This is a genomic window from Pectobacterium versatile (assembly GCF_003932035.1).
Lineage (GTDB): Bacteria > Pseudomonadota > Gammaproteobacteria > Enterobacterales > Enterobacteriaceae > Pectobacterium > Pectobacterium versatile.
This window is the reverse complement of sequence record NZ_CP034276.1, coordinates 1,360,494-1,376,514: the sequence shown is the minus strand read 5'-3', so window position 1 is coordinate 1,376,514 and position 16,021 is coordinate 1,360,494. Positions and strand designations below refer to the sequence as shown.

15 protein-coding genes and 1 other RNA gene are annotated in these 16,021 nt (G+C 49.7%); 9 read left to right on the top strand and 7 right to left on the bottom strand.

All coding sequences use genetic code 11. The features are described 5' to 3' along the window. Positions 1–10: 10 nt before the first annotated feature. The 5 genes from EIP93_RS06195 (at position 11) to EIP93_RS06175 (ending at position 5,006) form a co-directional block, all read left to right on the top strand. Complete coding sequence (locus tag EIP93_RS06195; RefSeq protein WP_103941781.1) at positions 11–3,139, top strand: efflux RND transporter permease subunit; 3,129 nt, start codon at positions 11–13, stop codon at positions 3,137–3,139. A gap of 235 nt (positions 3,140–3,374) precedes the next feature. After that, entirely contained in the window at positions 3,375–3,623 is a 249-nt protein-coding gene (locus tag EIP93_RS06190; protein WP_015839361.1) for a type B 50S ribosomal protein L31, read from the top strand. A gap of 16 nt (positions 3,624–3,639) precedes the next feature. Further along, complete coding sequence (gene ykgO, locus EIP93_RS06185; protein ID WP_005976091.1) at positions 3,640–3,783, top strand: type B 50S ribosomal protein L36; 144 nt, start codon at positions 3,640–3,642, stop codon at positions 3,781–3,783. Between the two features lie 597 nt (positions 3,784–4,380). Then, positions 4,381–4,749: an Hha toxicity modulator TomB gene (gene tomB, locus EIP93_RS06180; protein ID WP_005976089.1), complete on the top strand. Its 369-nt coding sequence runs from the start codon at positions 4,381–4,383 to the stop codon at positions 4,747–4,749. A 53-nt stretch (positions 4,750–4,802) separates the two neighbouring features. Beyond that, on the top strand, positions 4,803–5,006 hold the full coding sequence (locus tag EIP93_RS06175) for an HHA domain-containing protein (RefSeq protein ID WP_005976087.1): 204 nt from the start codon (positions 4,803–4,805) through the stop codon (positions 5,004–5,006). Between the two features lie 457 nt (positions 5,007–5,463). On the opposite strand, the gene ffs is transcribed toward EIP93_RS06175, so the two are convergent. Beyond that, an RNA gene (ffs, locus tag EIP93_RS06170) (signal recognition particle sRNA small type) lies at positions 5,464–5,560 on the bottom strand. 185 nt (positions 5,561–5,745) lie between these two features. Between ffs and EIP93_RS06165 the strand changes: the two genes are divergently transcribed. Next, positions 5,746–6,066: an MGMT family protein gene (locus tag EIP93_RS06165; RefSeq protein WP_015839360.1), complete on the top strand. Its 321-nt coding sequence runs from the start codon at positions 5,746–5,748 to the stop codon at positions 6,064–6,066. 19 nt (positions 6,067–6,085) lie between these two features. On the opposite strand, the gene EIP93_RS06160 is transcribed toward EIP93_RS06165, so the two are convergent. Then, positions 6,086–6,667: a YbaY family lipoprotein gene (locus tag EIP93_RS06160; protein ID WP_103941783.1), complete on the bottom strand. Its 582-nt coding sequence runs from the start codon at positions 6,665–6,667 to the stop codon at positions 6,086–6,088. Positions 6,668–6,879: 212 nt separating this feature from the next. On the opposite strand from EIP93_RS06160, the gene tesB reads away from it, so the two are divergent. Further along, entirely contained in the window at positions 6,880–7,743 is an 864-nt protein-coding gene (gene tesB / locus EIP93_RS06155; RefSeq protein ID WP_040031226.1) for an acyl-CoA thioesterase II, read from the top strand. A 134-nt stretch (positions 7,744–7,877) separates the two neighbouring features. Here tesB and amtB read toward each other — a convergent pair whose 3' ends face one another. From amtB to EIP93_RS06130, 5 genes are all read right to left on the bottom strand, one after another. Then, the gene (gene amtB / locus EIP93_RS06150) at positions 7,878–9,164 is read right to left on the bottom strand and encodes an ammonium transporter AmtB (protein ID WP_161973278.1); all 1,287 of its coding nucleotides are present in this window, start codon (positions 9,162–9,164) and stop codon (positions 7,878–7,880) included. Positions 9,165–9,203: 39 nt separating this feature from the next. After that, positions 9,204–9,542 carry a P-II family nitrogen regulator gene (gene glnK, locus EIP93_RS06145; RefSeq protein WP_002208627.1) on the bottom strand — a complete coding sequence of 113 codons (339 nt, stop codon included), beginning with the start codon at positions 9,540–9,542 and terminating at the stop codon, positions 9,204–9,206. Between the two features lie 360 nt (positions 9,543–9,902). Then, the gene (locus EIP93_RS06140) at positions 9,903–11,681 is read right to left on the bottom strand and encodes a SmdB family multidrug efflux ABC transporter permease/ATP-binding protein (protein ID WP_103941785.1); all 1,779 of its coding nucleotides are present in this window, start codon (positions 11,679–11,681) and stop codon (positions 9,903–9,905) included. Next, positions 11,674–13,443, bottom strand: a complete 1,770-nt coding sequence (locus EIP93_RS06135; RefSeq protein WP_125232437.1) for a SmdA family multidrug ABC transporter permease/ATP-binding protein — start codon at positions 13,441–13,443, stop codon at positions 11,674–11,676. Before EIP93_RS06135 ends, EIP93_RS06140 begins: the two co-directional genes overlap by 8 nt. 78 nt (positions 13,444–13,521) lie before the next feature. Beyond that, entirely contained in the window at positions 13,522–13,983 is a 462-nt protein-coding gene (locus tag EIP93_RS06130) for an Lrp/AsnC family transcriptional regulator (RefSeq protein WP_103970614.1), read from the bottom strand. Positions 13,984–14,250: 267 nt separating this feature from the next. Between EIP93_RS06130 and EIP93_RS06125 the strand changes: the two genes are divergently transcribed. Together EIP93_RS06125 and EIP93_RS06120 are read left to right on the top strand one after the other, a co-directional pair. Then, positions 14,251–14,694 (top strand): hypothetical protein, encoded by a 444-nt coding sequence (locus EIP93_RS06125; RefSeq protein WP_072036776.1) that lies wholly within the window; start codon positions 14,251–14,253, stop codon positions 14,692–14,694. 156 nt (positions 14,695–14,850) lie between these two features. Beyond that, positions 14,851–15,927, top strand: coding sequence for a PLP-dependent cysteine synthase family protein (locus EIP93_RS06120; protein ID WP_103970613.1), 1,077 nt, complete (start codon positions 14,851–14,853; stop codon positions 15,925–15,927). Positions 15,928–16,021: the final 94 nt, after the last annotated feature.

Sequence of the window (16,021 nt, the reverse complement as noted above, 5' to 3'; positions counted from 1 at the left end):
GGTATAATTCATGGCTAAGTTTTTTATAGATCGACCCATTTTTGCATGGGTGCTCGCCATCATGGTGATGCTGACGGGGTTGCTGGCAATTGTTAAATTACCTATTGCCCAGTATCCGACGATCGCACCACCTGCGATTGAAGTAACAGCAAATTATCCAGGGGCCGATGCATCAACGCTGCAAGATTCCGTGACGCAGGTTATCGAACAGAATATGAACGGCATCGATAACCTGATGTACATGTCATCAAGCAGTGACTCTTCTGGTACGGTACAGATTACGCTGACCTTTGACGCAGGTACCGATCCGGACATCGCACAGGTTCAGGTGCAGAACAAACTGCAACTGGCCATGCCGCTGCTGCCGCAGGAAGTACAGCAGCAAGGGGTTAACGTTCAGAAATCAAGCAGTAGCTTCCTCATGGTTGCCGCCTTCATCAGTGAAGACGGTAAAATGTCACAGGAAGATATCGCTGACTACGTGGCTGCTAACGTTAAAGATCCCATCAGCCGTACATCCGGCGTAGGTGACGCACAGCTGTTTGGTTCCCAGTACGCGATGCGTATCTGGCTGGATCCGAATAAACTGAATAATTACCAGTTAACAGCCGGCGATGTTACCGCAGCGATCCGAGTGCAAAACAACCAAATCGCCGCAGGGCAGTTGGGTGGTGCTCCACCGGTTCCCGGTCAGCAGTTAAACGCTTCTATCATTGCGCAAACCCGTCTTAATTCAGCCGAGGAGTTTTCTAAAATCCTGCTGAAGGTTAACGCTGATGGGTCTCAGGTTCGCCTTAAAGACGTTGCTCGCGTTGAGCTGGGTGCAGAAGGCTACGACGTTATAGCGCGTTTCAATGGTAAGCCCGCTGCCGGTATCGGTATCAAGCTGGCGACAGGCGCAAATGCGCTGGATACCGCAACCGCAGTAAAAAACTCACTGACCAAATTGGAAGAGTTCTTCCCTTCTGGCCTGAAAGTGGTTTATCCGTACGATACAACCCCCTTCGTTAAGATCTCGATCAACGAAGTCGTGAAAACGCTGGTGGAAGCCATCGTACTGGTATTCTTGGTGATGTATCTGTTCTTGCAGAACTTCCGTGCCACGCTGATCCCAACCATTGCGGTGCCAGTCGTCTTGCTGGGGACGTTTGCGGTCCTCTCCGCGTTTGGTTATTCCATTAACACCCTGACGATGTTCGCGATGGTTCTCGCCATCGGGCTTCTGGTGGATGACGCCATCGTCGTCGTGGAAAACGTGGAACGTGTCATGGCGGAAGAAGGTCTACCGCCTAAAGAAGCAACCAAACGATCCATGGAGCAGATCCAAGGTGCGTTGGTCGGTATTGCGCTGGTTCTGTCCGCGGTATTCGTCCCAATGGCGTTTACCGGTGGTTCGACAGGGGCAATCTACCGCCAGTTCTCCATCACAATCGTGTCTGCGATGGTGCTGTCGGTTCTGGTCGCATTGATTTTGACACCCGCGCTTTGCGCAACGCTGCTAAAACCAATCGCCAAAGGCGATCACGGTGAGAAGAAAGGCTTCTTCGGCTGGTTCAACAGACTGTTCGAGAAAAGCACGCATCACTACACCGATAGTGTGGCAAATATTCTGCGCAGCACGGGCCGTTATCTGGTCATCTATCTGCTGATTGTTGTCGGCCTGGCATTTCTGTTCTTACGCTTGCCGACGTCCTTCCTGCCAGATGAAGATCAGGGTGTTCTCCTGAACATCGTTCAGCTGCCTTCAGGGGCAACGCAGGAAAACACGCAGAAAATCATGGACAGAATGACGAACTACTATCTCGAGAATGAGAAAAGTAACGTTAAATCTGTATTTACGGTGTCGGGCTTCGGATTCTCTGGCCGTGGGCAGAATGTCGGTCTGGCCTTCGCCAGCCTGAGTGACTGGAGTGAACGAAGCGGCGCAGAAAATAAAGTTATGGCGATTGCAGGCCGAGCAAACGCGGCCTTTAGCCAGTATAAAGAAGCTATGGTTTTCGCAGTCAACCTTCCTGCGATTATCGAACTGGGTACCGCAACAGGTTTCGACTTCCAGTTGATTGACCAGGCTAACCTTGGCCATGCAAAACTGACGGAAGCACGTAACCAACTGCTAGGTATGGCAGCACAACGTCCTGATACGCTGGTGCAAGTTCGTCCTAACGGGATGGAAGATACACCGCAGTTCCGCCTCGATATCGATCAGGAAAAAGCGCAAGCGCTTGGCGTATCACTGTCGGATATCAGCTCAACGTTGGCAACCACGCTGGGTGGATCTTACGTGAATGACTTCATCGATCGCGGTCGCGTGAAGAAAGTTTACGTTCAAGCCGATGCGCCTTTCCGTATGCTGCCAGATGACATCAAGAACTGGTACATCCGCGGTAGCAACGGACAAATGGTGCCATTCTCTGCCTTCACACAGAGCCACTGGGAATACGGTTCACCGCGTCTGGAACGTTATAACGGCCAACCATCCATGCAGCTCCAAGGTGAAGCCGCTCCAGGTAAGAGTACCGGTGAAGCCATGGCATTGATGGAAAATTTCGTGACCCAATTACCGCAGGGTATCGGCTACGAATGGACGGGTATGTCCTATCAAGAGCGGTTATCAGGCAACCAGGCACCCGCAATCTATGCCATTTCACTGATTGTCGTGTTCCTGTGTCTGGCGGCGCTTTATGAGAGCTGGTCAATTCCGTTCTCTGTCATGCTGGTGGTTCCATTGGGGATCATCGGTGCGTTGATTGCGGCGAATATGACAAGTCTTGAAAACGACGTTTACTTTAAGGTGGGCCTGCTAACAACCATTGGGCTATCCGCGAAGAACGCCATATTGATTGTCGAATTTGCTAAAGATCTGATGGAAAAAGAAGGGAAAGGACTGATTGAAGCAACACTCGATGCCGTTCGTATGCGTTTGCGTCCAATCCTGATGACATCACTTGCCTTTATCCTCGGTGTTATGCCGCTGGTTATCAGTAGTGGTGCAGGTTCCGGTGCACAGAACGCCGTTGGTACTGGCGTAATGGGCGGGATGATTACCGCAACCGTGCTGGCTATCTTCTTCGTTCCTGTGTTCTTTGTTGTTGTTCGCCGTCGCTTCGGCAAGAAAGTAGACGACACAACAGCGCACTAAGACCGAATCCCTTCCGATATACTCTAAAAGGCCGCCTAGCGGCCTTTTTTACGCCCCTGCCCCAGTCTCCCATGACTAACCTGAGCTAAGCAGCACTATGCGCTGTTTGGCTCAGGTTAGTCGTCTCTATAGTGGTTTAGAGAATGCTGACGTCTACCGCAACATAATAGTTGATCCTGATGCTAAAAAAGCGCAACATATTAGATACGTTATAACATAACAATTAAGGGCGACTATGAAAGCGGGTATTCATCCTGACTATCGCACAGTGGTATTTCATGATACCAGCGCGGATGTCTATTACAGGACTGGGTCAACCATTAAAACCGATCGAACCATTGAGCTTGAGGGTACCAGCTACCCTTACGTCACTATTGACGTTTCTTCGGCATCGCATCCCTATTACACCGGGAAGCAAAAAGAATATTCCAAAGAAGGCAGCACAGCGCGCTTCCAGCAGCGTTTTGGGAACTTCTTCAAGTAATCAGAGAGGCTATTAAATGCAGGTGCTTAGTTCGCTACGTTCAGCAAAGAATCGTCATAAAGATTGTATTGTGGTCCGCCGTCGCGGGCGAGTTTACGTTATATGCAAATCCAACCCGCGCTTTAAGGCCGTGCAAGGCGGGAAAAAGAAAAAAGGTTAATCTTTCTCGCGCCCATCCCGATACAGTCAGTGTTATGACGCTAACAAGACTGTACGGGATGATTCGCATGAAAAAACTGCTGAAACAATAAGATAACGCATACCAACACCCCTTATCCGTTGAGTAATCTCTTCGCATTCCTTCTGCCATTTCTCATATTTTCAGATAGAAATAATTAAATAATCAGCAGCCGAGTTTATTCAATGCTCATTGTTACAACAAAAATTCTGAGAATTAATCAAAATAAATAGCAGTGAAAACCTTACCTATTATCCGCGAACTTTACGAACACTTTTGCTATAGTCATATATAGAATGACGTAACCGTAACCAGCATGGTATAGCTATACTTAAGGTTAAGTCATGAGATGTTGGTATTTACGCCAACGCTATTTCGCGACATAGTAGATACTGGGAGGTACGATAATCACTGTTTTCTCATTCATTACAGAACAAATCACAATGGTTCAACGCCCTGTCTGTAACAGCATGAATACGAAACAACGTTAACGTTTTATCTTGTAAGCTTCATCAGTCTACCTGTTTACCAGGTGTTAACCGCAGTAACACTGAATAACGGCTTAACGGAGGGATTGATATGGATGAGTACACACCAAAACATTATGATATTGCCCAACTCAGATTCTTATGTGAGAATCTGTGTGACGAAAGCATAGCAACGTTAGGTGATAGCAGTCACGGCTGGGTCAATGATCCAACATCTGCGATCAATCTCCAATTAAATGAACTTATTGAGCATATCGCTACGTTTATTCTCACATTTAAAATAAAATACCCTAACGAAAGTGAGCTTTCAGAGCAGGTTGAAAAGTATTTGGATGATACTTACGTCTTGTTTAGCAACTATGGAATTAATGATGCTGAACTGCGGCGTTGGCAGAAGTCCAAAGCAAAATTATTCGGAATGTTCTCAGGGGAGAACGTCTGTACGCCTGCTAAAACTTAAGCAATAATTTATTTATATTTTTTAACCACCAGGTACTGTTTGCATAGGCCATTATGAAAAAAATCGACTATTTGATGCGTTTGCGTAAATGCACAACCATTGACACTCTCGAACGCGTTATTGAAAAAAACAAGTATGAACTCTCTAATGATGAACTGGAGATGTTCTTTTCCGCAGCCGATCATCGTCTGGCTGAACTGACAATGAACAAACTCTACGACAAAGTTCCTACCGCAGTATGGCGATACGTCCGTTAATTCCTAACGAAGCGTATACAAAAACTGACATTAAATACACTGCGCCGATAATATTATCGGCCTTTGTTTTTATTATCTTTTTAACGTATTAATTGCGTAAGACTTGTAACAAATTGTATTTTTCATATTAAGTAAAAATGAATTCGCCCTCACCTCTCACGCTTATTTCCCCAAAATTCATCGTTTATAACAATCGCATTGATAGCATCCACGAATGGTATATCCTGTGATGAAAATAGAGGATGTAATAATTACCGCAATTATTACTCGCTAAGTAAAGATGCACAGTCATCCTCTCGAAGAAACAGCGATCGGTAAATGACACCTATCGAGCAAAGAATGGCGGCTCAGCGTTTACGTCTGTCAGGAAATGGGTTTATGGCAGAGAATTTAATTTACGTGCAGAAGATGAAGACCAGTCTGGCGATGAAGTACCGAGGGCACAAATTGGTGGAGGCCCTGCCAGCTACATCCCGGCACACACGTCTCCTGCTGCGGCTGCTTCCTTCCGGACCTGACCGAATCCACAGGTTAGTGTTGCGGGAGAACCGACAGGGCCTCCATTGACGACTTTATAACAGCGTGCACATGATAATCGCAACGTGTCACAAAGCGGTGGGCATTATCGGCGATGGGATAAGCAATTGCAAGCTAACACAGACTAACCGTTGTTTTCTTACCCACCCCACTGTGCCACTATGATGTTCAATCGGTTTAGGAACAGCAGGAATATCCGCTGATGTCAGAAGAAAACGATAATTTCCGCCAGCGCGTTTTTCAAATCGTCGCAGCGATTCCTTACGGAAAAATAGCGACCTATGGCGACATCGCACAGCTTGCCGATTCACCTAGGGCATCTCGGCAAGTCGGCGGGGTATTAAAACGCCTGCCAAAAGACAGCAAACTCCCCTGGCATCGAGTAATCAATCGTAAAGGCGAAATATCGCTGGTCGGTGGAGACTATGTACGCCAGAAGTCAGCGCTACAGGCGGAGGGCATTATTTTCAATCGTCAGGGAAAAATTGATCTTGCGAAATATCGCTGGCAATACGCGCCATAACGGCGCGTATCCAGATGAATTACCAGACTGGCTGCGGAGCCACAGATGACGAAGCAGGTTGCCCCTGAAGCATATGAGGAGTCTGATTCGTCGGATTAGACATCATTGATCCCTGATTTTTCGCTGGTAAGGGGACAGAGGCGACAGGAACCAGCACCAAATCGGCGTTATTCACCCCGTTGCTAATAACCGGCAAGACGTTTTCCGTCACCATCACGATGCGATTATCGATCGCAACCGCTGCACTGAGTAAGATACGCGCATTGGGCTGGATATCAGCCGGGTTATACGGTAGCTCGAATTGGAAAGGTGCCTGCTTCCCTCCTGTACGCGTCACACGCTGGGTAATCACTTTGGAAGGCGCATCCGCCAGCGATGCATCAGACACGGTAACGGTCAAAACGGCGTTGTGAGGTAGCGCAATGCGCTGACGAATATTCACAGTACCTGTTACCGCAGGCATCGCGACAGCCGGGCGCTGTGAGGAAACACTGGTGACAGGTGCGCCAGTCTGAGGAGAAACGCCATAATCACTCCTCTGTGCACATGCAGCCAGAGTCATCGATAACGTGATACCGCCTAAGATATGCCATAATTTCATTCGGTCAGTCTCCTTTATTATTGTCAGACTACCGGTATCGAAAACCGGCACTCATAAATAGTATGATTCAACCAACACAATAATGATGGTGCAATATTCTGATATTTTCCTTAAATCCACACATTTATTGCAGTAAAAAGTCACAATCAGACATTTTACATATTACAAAACAAGCAGATAACTAGCCATTCGCATACATTGGGGCCGATACCATGAGTCAATCACTACAACATCTTCTCGACCTCCTGCATTTAGAGAAGCTCGAAGAAGGGCTATTCCGCGGACAAAGCGATGATTTGGGGCTGCGTCAGGTCTTTGGCGGGCAAGTCGTCGGCCAGGCCATGTCGGCTGCCAAACAGACTGTCCCCGTCGAGCGCAACATTCACTCTTTCCACAGCTACTTTTTGCTACCCGGCGACAGTCAGAAACCCATTATTTATGACGTTGAAAACCTACGTGACGGCAACAGTTTCAGTGCCAGACGCGTTAGGGCTATCCAGAATGGTCGCCCTATTTTTTATATGACGGCCTCATTTCAAAGTCATGAAGAAGGGTTTGAGCACCAGAATGTGATGCCAAACGTCGCACCGCCTGAGGATCTGAAATCCGAGCAGGAAATCGCACAAGACATGCAGCACCTTCTGCCGCCCCGCTTTCGCGATAAATTTATTCAGGCCAGCCCGATTGAGATGCGCCCGGTTAAATTCCATAACCCACTAAAAGGCGAAGTGGATGAGCCAGTGCGACACGTCTGGTGCCGTGCCAGCAGTCCGCTACCCGACGATAAGCGTATTCACCAATATCTACTCGGCTATACGTCTGACTGCAATTTCCTACTCACGGCCTTGCAGCCTCACGGCGTTGGCTTTTTAGAACCGGGTATGCAGGTCGCCACAATCGATCACTCGATGTGGTTCCATCGTGATTTCCGGCTGGATGACTGGCTGTTATATACCGTAGAAAGCACGTCTGCATCCGGTGCTCGTGGTTTCGTTCGTGGGCAATTCTATACCCGGGAAGGCGTGCTGGTTGCATCCAGCGTGCAGGAAGGCGTCATACGTCGCCGCCAGCCGTAAACCTTGCGGCAGCCTCGTAACGTAAAAAACCACCTCATCAGGAGGTGGTTTAAGACTGATAATAAAGCAGGCGTGGAGTTTCCCCACGCCTGCTTACTGTACTCAAACGATCTCACTGATTAATTTACGCGATCTTATTGGTTGTAAGCACTCTCGCCATGACTGTTGACGTCCAGACCTTCGCGCTCTTGATCTTCAGGTACACGCAGGCCGACAATCATATCCGCCACTTTGAAGGCAACGAATGCCACCACGCCGGACAACACCAGACAAACAATGACGCTGAACAACTGAACCCAAACCTGATGCGCCATCGTCACACCTTCCGCATAGCCAGTACCACCCAGTGAGGCTGAGGTAAATACGCCAGTCAGGATACAGCCAACGATACCGCACACGCCGTGAACACCGAACACATCACACGGGTCATCCACACGCAGCCATCTTTTCAGTACCGTTACGCCCCACAGGCCTGCAACGCCACCAGCCAGACCGATGATCAGGGCACCGCCGACGCCAACCGTACCCGCTGCTGGCGTGATTGCCACCAGACCAGCGATACAACCAGAGCATGCGCCCAGAAGAGAAGGCTTACCACGTACCATCCACTCACCGCCAACCCATGCCAGAATTGCAGCAGCAGTCGCGACAACGGTGTTCAGGAAAGCCAGAGCGGCGATACCGTTCGCAGCACCTGCAGAACCGGCATTGAAACCAAACCAGCCGATGTACAGAATCGCCGTACCGATAAATACCATTGGCAGGTTATGCGGTTTGAAGGCTTCTTTGCCAAAACCAGCACGCTTGCCCAGCAGGTAAGCACCCACCAACCCAGCAACCGCGGCGTTGATGTGAACCACCGTACCACCAGCAAAGTCCAGCGCGCCATCCGCAGCCAGATAGCCACCGCCCCATACCATGTGCGTCATCGGCAGGTAGGAGAACGTCAGCCACAGCGCAACGAAGATCAGCACCGCAGAGAAACGAATACGCTCAGCAATCGCACCGACAATCAGCGCGACGGTGATGCAGGCAAAGGAAGCCTGATAGGCCACATGTACAAATTGATAGTAGGTGCCGCTGATGGACTCAATCCCGATGCCTTTCAGCATAAAGGTGCTGAAGCCACCGAAGAAAGCATTCCCTTCGCTGAAGGCCAGGCTATATCCGTAAACGACCCACAGGATACAAACCATCGCGAACGTCACGCTCACCTGCGTCATCATGGACAAAACGTTCTTAGAACGAATCAGGCCGCCGTAAAACAGTGCAATGCCCGGTATAGTCATAAAGAGTACCAGTGCGGTACAAATCATAATAAAAGCGTTATCCGCTTTATCAATCGTCGGTGTCGCAGCCATTGCCCAGGACGGGAGTAATGCCGCCACACCGAGACCTAATGAAGAGAGTAGTTTTTTCATTTTCATCCATCCCTATTTACGTATCTACGCTAGGTGTTGTTAAAGTGCGGCTTCGTCAGTTTCACCCGTACGAATACGGATAACTCTTTGCAACTCGGCGACAAAAATTTTGCCGTCACCAATTTTTCCGGTGTACGCGGCTTTGCTGATGACATCGATCACTTCATCCAGTTGATCGTCTGCAATTGCGATATCAATTTTTACCTTGGGTAAAAAGTTGACGCTGTACTCCGCGCCGCGATATAGCTCCGCGTGCCCTTTCTGACGACCAAATCCTTTCACCTCAGTGACGGTGAGTCCCTGGATGCCGACAGAAGATAACGCTTCACGTACATCTTCCAGCTTGAATGGTTTTATCACCACAGTAACCAGTTTCATTTATCTTCCCCCTAGCCATTACGTTCAGGCTTTCGCCCGTCACTTGTTCGATTACGTGCTCTATGAAGTAGGTCTACGTCATGACTAAAGCAAAGGGTGTGCCATAAATGATTTATCTGGCATAAATCAGGAAAGAGAACGCGATTAACGATAAGAAAGGGCAAAAAGAAAACAGTATGGGAAAGAAATTCAGGAAGATCTGGGCAAGAATTGCACCAATGTAGTGCGTGAAGGGTGTTTTTAGTGCAACTCGAGGGGAAACCAGAATCGCGATGCTTATTGATGGTGCGAAGCCATGAATAGACTGTCAGTCTGCACCACACAAGGCGGTGCAGACCGGGATACTATCTCAGGTCAGTCTCAGTGCGCAGGGCAAGGCTCAGTGCTGGTAGCGGCAAGATCCTCTCCGGCAAGTTGCAACTGATACATTTGATAATAGCGCCCCTGCTGTTGTAGCAGTTGATCATGTGTTCCCCGTTCAACGGTTTGCCCATGATGGAGCACCATAATCGTGTCAGCCTCAACGATAGTGGAAAGCCGATGAGCGATGATAATCAAGGTCGTCTGTTCCCTGATGATACGGAGCGCCTTTTGCACTGCTTGTTCCGTGCCAGAGTCAATATTCGCCGTCGCCTCATCGAGAATCAGGATCTTAGGCGTTTGCACCAGTACCCGTGCGATCGCCAACAGCTGCTTTTGTCCGGTAGACAGGTTATTCCCCTGCTCACCAATACGCGTATGCAATCCTTCAGGGAAAGCCCGAACCAGTTCGGCGAGCTGCACCACTTCCAGCACGCGCCAGACGGCCTCTTCGCTGATATCACGCCCCAGCGTTACATTCACAAACATGGATTCCGCCAGCACAACCGGATCCTGTTGCACCATTGCCACATTTTGGCGCAACACCGCATGAGAGAGCGTCGACAGCGGGCGGCCATCAAGCCGAATCTCACCCTCATCTGGCACGTAATACCCCATAAGCAAACTGGCTAACGTACTTTTCCCACTGCCGGTATGTCCGACCAGCGCGACGAATCCGCGCTCTGGTATCGTCAGAGAAATATTCTGTAGCACACGTTTTTCTGTGCCATACGAGAAAGAAACCTCATCAATATCGACGCGCCCAGTCGCCAGGGGACGCTCATCATCGCCGTAGCTCTGCTTTTTGCCATCCATCAATTCAAAAATACGTTCACCGGCGACGACGGCCTGCTGCAACATGGACTGCTGGGTTGTCAGTTCAATCAACGGTTCATTCAGACGGCCCAAATAGTTGATAAACGCGTACAAGACCCCGACGCCAACCGATCCAATTGAACTGAAACCAAATTGGATTAACAAGCCACACAGCACCATTGCGGCAAACAGGCTCAGCAACGGCCTCAGCAGGAAACCTTCCAGACGCAGGGCCTTCATCCGCGCTTCATAATGTTCATAGCTGGCTGCGCCCAGTTTCTTGCCAAAGCGAGCCTGCTGGCGAAACTGCTGAATGACGCCCATGCCATTAATCACTTCGTTGAAACCATCATTAATGTCGGCCAGATAGCTTCGCACTTTGCGCACAGTCGGCGTACTAAAGCGATGGTACAGCACCATAACCGTCGCGACCGCAGGGAAAATCATCAACGCAACCAGCGCCATCTGCCAGTTCAGACTGAACATCGCCACCAGCATGGCACCAACCAGCGCCGCACTGCGTAATACCGTTGACACCACCATGACGTACAGGTCTTTTACCACCTCAGTATCATTGGTGACGCGTGAAATCAGTTGCCCAACAGGTTGCGTATCGAATGTACTCAGTGGCTGGCGCAACGCCGCGTCCATCACATCAATACGCAGTTGCTGAACGACACCGACCGCTACCCGGTTAAACAGCAGCGTCTGAAAATAGTGCAGCGAGGCCGCCAGAATTTGCAGCAGGATATAGGCCATTGCCAGACCAGCCGCAATCGCCAGCGGGAACTGGCCTTTTGCTATCAAATCATCAATAAAATAGCTCACTAACACAGGGCCTGAGACTTCAGCAATTGCGGCAATCCACAGCATCAGGACGCCCTGCATCAGCGGTTTTCTCCAAGGGGAGCCATAGGCCAGCAAACGTTTCAGGGTTGGCCAAAACTGTTGAGGGCTATTCATTTTTCGTTCCTTCAAACTGCGACACATCATCCAGCGCCGCCTCCAGCTGTTGATAACGGTACATATCCCGATACCAGCCAGGTTGTGCCGCCAGCGTTCGGTGTGTGCCACGCTGCACCGTTTGTCCTTGCTGCAACACCACGATTTCATTCGCTTCGGTTAGGGCTGACAGGCGATGTGCGCTGATGATCAGCGTCCGTTTTTCGCCCCACGTTTTGAGATTCTGCAAAATCTGATGCTCCGTTCGCCCATCAACCGCAGACAGCGCATCGTCCAGCACCAGAATTTCAGCATCCAGCAGTAATGCACGGGCAATCGCGATCCGCTGTTTTTGACCGCCTGATAACATCACGCCGCGCTCTCCGACCTCCGTCTGGTAACCCTGAGGCAAACGCAGAATGTCGTCATGAACGCTGGCAAGCCGCGCAGCCTGTTCAATCTGTTGTTGGGTAGCATCAGGCCGACCCAGTGCGATGTTTCGTCCCACCGTATCGGAAAACAAAAAGGGCATTTGCCCCACAACGGCAAAACGGCTCCGAAGTTCATCCAACCGAATGGTACTCAATGGGCGATCGTGATAACGAATCTCTCCCGATTGGGTATCGAAATGACGCAAAATCAACGCTAGCAGCGTACTTTTACCCGATCCTGTCGGCCCACATAGCCCCAGCATATTACCCGGTGCCAGCGTAAACTGAATATGTTGTAAAGCATCACGGGTATTATCCGGGTAGCGAAACGCGGAGATATTCACGTCCAGCACGCCCCGCTCGGCAGGCAAGGACTCCTCACCGTCTTTCACCACGAGATCTTCCGCAAGCAGTTGACGAATACGGCTATATGCCGCGCTACCACGCTCAACAATATTAAACATCCAGGCCAGCGCCAGCATCGGCCAGATCATCAACCCCAGATACATGACAAAGCTGGTCAACAAGCCTAACGTCAGCGAACCGTTAATCACCATCCAACTGCCTCCGCCAATCGCCAGCAAATTCGAAAGCCCAACGGCAATATAAATGGTGGGATCGAAGCGGGCATCAACGCGAGCGACGTGCATGTTTTTGGCACCGGCATCCGCCGCAACCTGTGCAAAACGCGCGGACTGATAGTTTTCCAACCCGAAGGCTTTAATCATCCGAATACTGGTCAAGCCCTCCTGCGCCTGATCGTTAAGCGAGGAAAACGCCGCCTGTGCAGATTTAAAGCGGTTATACAGTTGGGTGCCGTAGCGTTTGATGAAAATCGCCATGACCGGCATCGGAAGCAGCGCCAGCAAGGTCAGTTCCCAACTAATTTGAGTACACATGACAACCAGAACGGCGCAGCCCATCACCATCGAATCGACCAGCGTCAACACGCCTTCTCCAGCGGCAAAGACCACGCGATCGACATCGTTAGTCGCTCGCGCCATCAGATCGCCGGTTCGGTGACGTTGATAAAATGCCGGATGCTGGCGACTCAGTTGACGGTAAAAATCCTCTCGCAGCTCAACCGCCAACTGGTATGACGCACCAAACAGGAACACGCGCCACACATAGCGCAGCAGATAGACCATGACGGCAGTCAGCAGCATCACGCCAATCCACTTCATCATTTCGGCCATCGACATGCCGTGCTGCGTCACACCATCGACAATCACGCCGACCAGTTTAGGGGGCAGCAATTGCAGAATAGCAATCGCAATCAATAGCGCAACAGCACCCAGATAACGCCGCCATTCGCGGCGAAAATACCAACTCAGTTGAGCAAACAGTCTCACGCGGTTTTCATTCCAATAGCCAGACGGGTCATGACAGACTCAGAAAGGTGATTATACAAAAGACGGATAAACGATGAATCACAGGGATAAGGGCAATGCCGTGGTATGTTTGATTCGTTCCATAGCAAAGCTAGATGTTACATCGACCAGCCCGGGAATACCATTCACCAACCGCTTATAGAAATCATCATAGCTTTTCATATCAGCAACCTGAACCTGCATTAGGTAGTCGTACTCACCAGCCATGCGATAGAAAGCCAGCACCTCCGGCATGTCAGACACTACGCGGGTGAAGGTCTGATACCAGTCACGGTTGTGCTGCTGCGTCTTCAATAAGACAAACGCCGTCAGCCCTAACCCCAGACGTTCATTATCCAACAGCGCCACACGAGCCCGGATAATCCCTTCCTCTTCCATACGCTTTAGTCGTTTCCAGCATGGCGTAGATGTCAGATTAACCGCATCGGCCAGCGTCTGTAGTGAAAGTGTGCAATCCTGTTGCAGCATATTCAGCAGTGTGCGATCAATTTTATCTAGCATAGCGCCACCTCATGGAAAACTTTTCCCTACTTTCCCCGATTAAGAGAAAAAAGCAATATTCTTCCCGCCCAAAATTGCTTTCAATATCCACTGATAACATCAGCAAACCACATCACCATTCGATAATGAAAAAACATAACAAATTGTATAGTATCGAATTTAATTGCCTTTCACGAAAGGTGATACAACAAACTGGCAGACTGATTTCTACAATTCATTATGTATCAGCCAGTGATCTATTTTATGCCAACCAGGAGTGGCGAAACGATGACAAAAGATAAAAACAATAAACTCAGTACTATAGGTATGATTTTGGGCGCAATCGGATTAGTGATTGCCGTATCTTACTTTTGGGTCGGGCCATCAACACCAGAAGTACCGATTGAAGAGCGAATCGCAGAAAAAATTGTCTCCATCCGTGATACCACGTTGGATAGATTAATGGGAAAAGCGGCCCCCACACCACCACAGCAATCTTCATTCAATGAAGAACGGTTAGTGATTGCAGCAACATCCGTATTAGGTTGCCTTGCGATAATTTTCGCTGTTTTTGGCTTCGCTCGCCGTGAATCCACTAGACCAAGCATGAGCGCAGCCATGCTTGGTATCGCCGTGATCGCATTCCCTTTCATTATCAGCGCCATCAATATGGCGTTCGCTTTAATGGCTCTCGTTGCGCTAGCAGCAGCCATCGCCATGTTTTTTGGGTAAGCATCCCTCAGCCAGGAAAATGAAAAATATTCCCAATAAACCAGAAATAAAGAGTAAATAATTCCCTTAAATTGGTCATGAATAGATAAAAAGATAACCTTTTTATCCTGAAAACTCGTTACTCTATTCGCATCACTGCCTAACCGAGTTTTTATCATGACCAATGCCTGGGTTAAAAATGCCATCAGCGCTATCGAAGCAGATTTTCAGCGTTCGGCTGATACGCATCTTATCCGTCTGACCCTGCCGGATTATCCGGGTATCTATTTTTATCTCAAAGATGAAAGCACGCACCCCAGCGGTAGCCTGAAGCATCGCCTGGCTCGTTCCTTATTTCTCTACGGGCTATGCAACGGCTGGATTAAAGAAGACACGCCGATTATCGAAGCGTCATCCGGCAGTACCGCCGTCTCAGAAGCCTACTTTGCACGTTTGCTTGGCCTGCCGTTTATCGCCGTCATGCCTTCCTGTACCGCAAAAAAGAAAATCGAGCAAATCGCTTTCTATGGCGGCCGCTGCCATTTTGTCGAACAGGCGGGACAAATCTATGCCGCATCCGAACAGCTCGCACAAGAGATGAACGGCCATTATATGGATCAGTTCACCTACGCGGAACGTGCCACCGACTGGCGCGGCAACAACAATATTGCCGACAGCATTTACCGCCAAATGGCACGTGAACCGCATACCGTGCCGGATTACATCGTAATGAGCGCAGGAACTGGCGGTACGTCAGCCACGCTCGGACGCTACATTCGCTATCAGGGGCTAGATACACAACTGGTCGTCGTCGATCCAGAACACTCCGTCTTCTACGATTGTTACCAACAGCGGGATCGCTCCATCACTGGCCCATGCGGTAGCCGGATAGAAGGTATTGGTCGCCCGCGTGCCGAGCCTTCTTTTATTCCTGACGTCATTGATAGCATGATCAAAGTGCCGGATGCCGCCAGCATCGCAACGCTGTACTGGCTAGAAAGCGTGTTAGGCCGCAAAGCAGGTGCCTCTACCGGCACCAACGTCTGGGGTATGCTGCAACTAGCCAAAGAGATGGTGAGTCGGGGTCAAAAAGGCGCGATTGTGACCCTGCTCTGCGACAGCGGCGAACGCTATCTTGACACCTACTACAACAGCAGTTGGGTAGAAAAAAATATCGGCGATATAAGCCCCTACCTTGATGCCCTGAACACCCCAGAAATGTCACCTCTCATGCCGGAACTCAACCTGGTGTGAGGCTGGTGTATTCAGCGCACAGCCGCAGCGCTGAATACGGGCTATTTTTCAGGTAAAATAGCGGCTTTACATCACACCCCGCATTAAGGTGAAT

Bases quoted from the DNA above. Each gene is read 5' to 3' on its own strand.
- EIP93_RS06195 (WP_103941781.1), top strand. From the start codon at position 11: ATGGCTAAGTTTTTTATAGATCGACCCATTTTTGCATGGGTGCTCGCC.
- EIP93_RS06190 (WP_015839361.1), top strand. From the start codon at position 3,375: ATGAAAGCGGGTATTCATCCTGACTATCGCACAGTGGTATTTCATGAT.
- ykgO (WP_005976091.1), top strand. From the start codon at position 3,640: ATGCAGGTGCTTAGTTCGCTACGTTCAGCAAAGAATCGTCATAAAGAT.
- tomB (WP_005976089.1), top strand. From the start codon at position 4,381: ATGGATGAGTACACACCAAAACATTATGATATTGCCCAACTCAGATTC.
- EIP93_RS06175 (WP_005976087.1), top strand. From the start codon at position 4,803: ATGAAAAAAATCGACTATTTGATGCGTTTGCGTAAATGCACAACCATT.
- EIP93_RS06165 (WP_015839360.1), top strand. From the start codon at position 5,746: ATGTCAGAAGAAAACGATAATTTCCGCCAGCGCGTTTTTCAAATCGTC.
- EIP93_RS06160 (WP_103941783.1), bottom strand. From the start codon at position 6,667: ATGAAATTATGGCATATCTTAGGCGGTATCACGTTATCGATGACTCTG.
- tesB (WP_040031226.1), top strand. From the start codon at position 6,880: ATGAGTCAATCACTACAACATCTTCTCGACCTCCTGCATTTAGAGAAG.
- amtB (WP_161973278.1), bottom strand. From the start codon at position 9,164: ATGAAAAAACTACTCTCTTCATTAGGTCTCGGTGTGGCGGCATTACTC.
- glnK (WP_002208627.1), bottom strand. From the start codon at position 9,542: ATGAAACTGGTTACTGTGGTGATAAAACCATTCAAGCTGGAAGATGTA.
- EIP93_RS06140 (WP_103941785.1), bottom strand. From the start codon at position 11,681: ATGAATAGCCCTCAACAGTTTTGGCCAACCCTGAAACGTTTGCTGGCC.
- EIP93_RS06130 (WP_103970614.1), bottom strand. From the start codon at position 13,983: ATGCTAGATAAAATTGATCGCACACTGCTGAATATGCTGCAACAGGAT.
- EIP93_RS06125 (WP_072036776.1), top strand. From the start codon at position 14,251: ATGACAAAAGATAAAAACAATAAACTCAGTACTATAGGTATGATTTTG.
- EIP93_RS06120 (WP_103970613.1), top strand. From the start codon at position 14,851: ATGACCAATGCCTGGGTTAAAAATGCCATCAGCGCTATCGAAGCAGAT.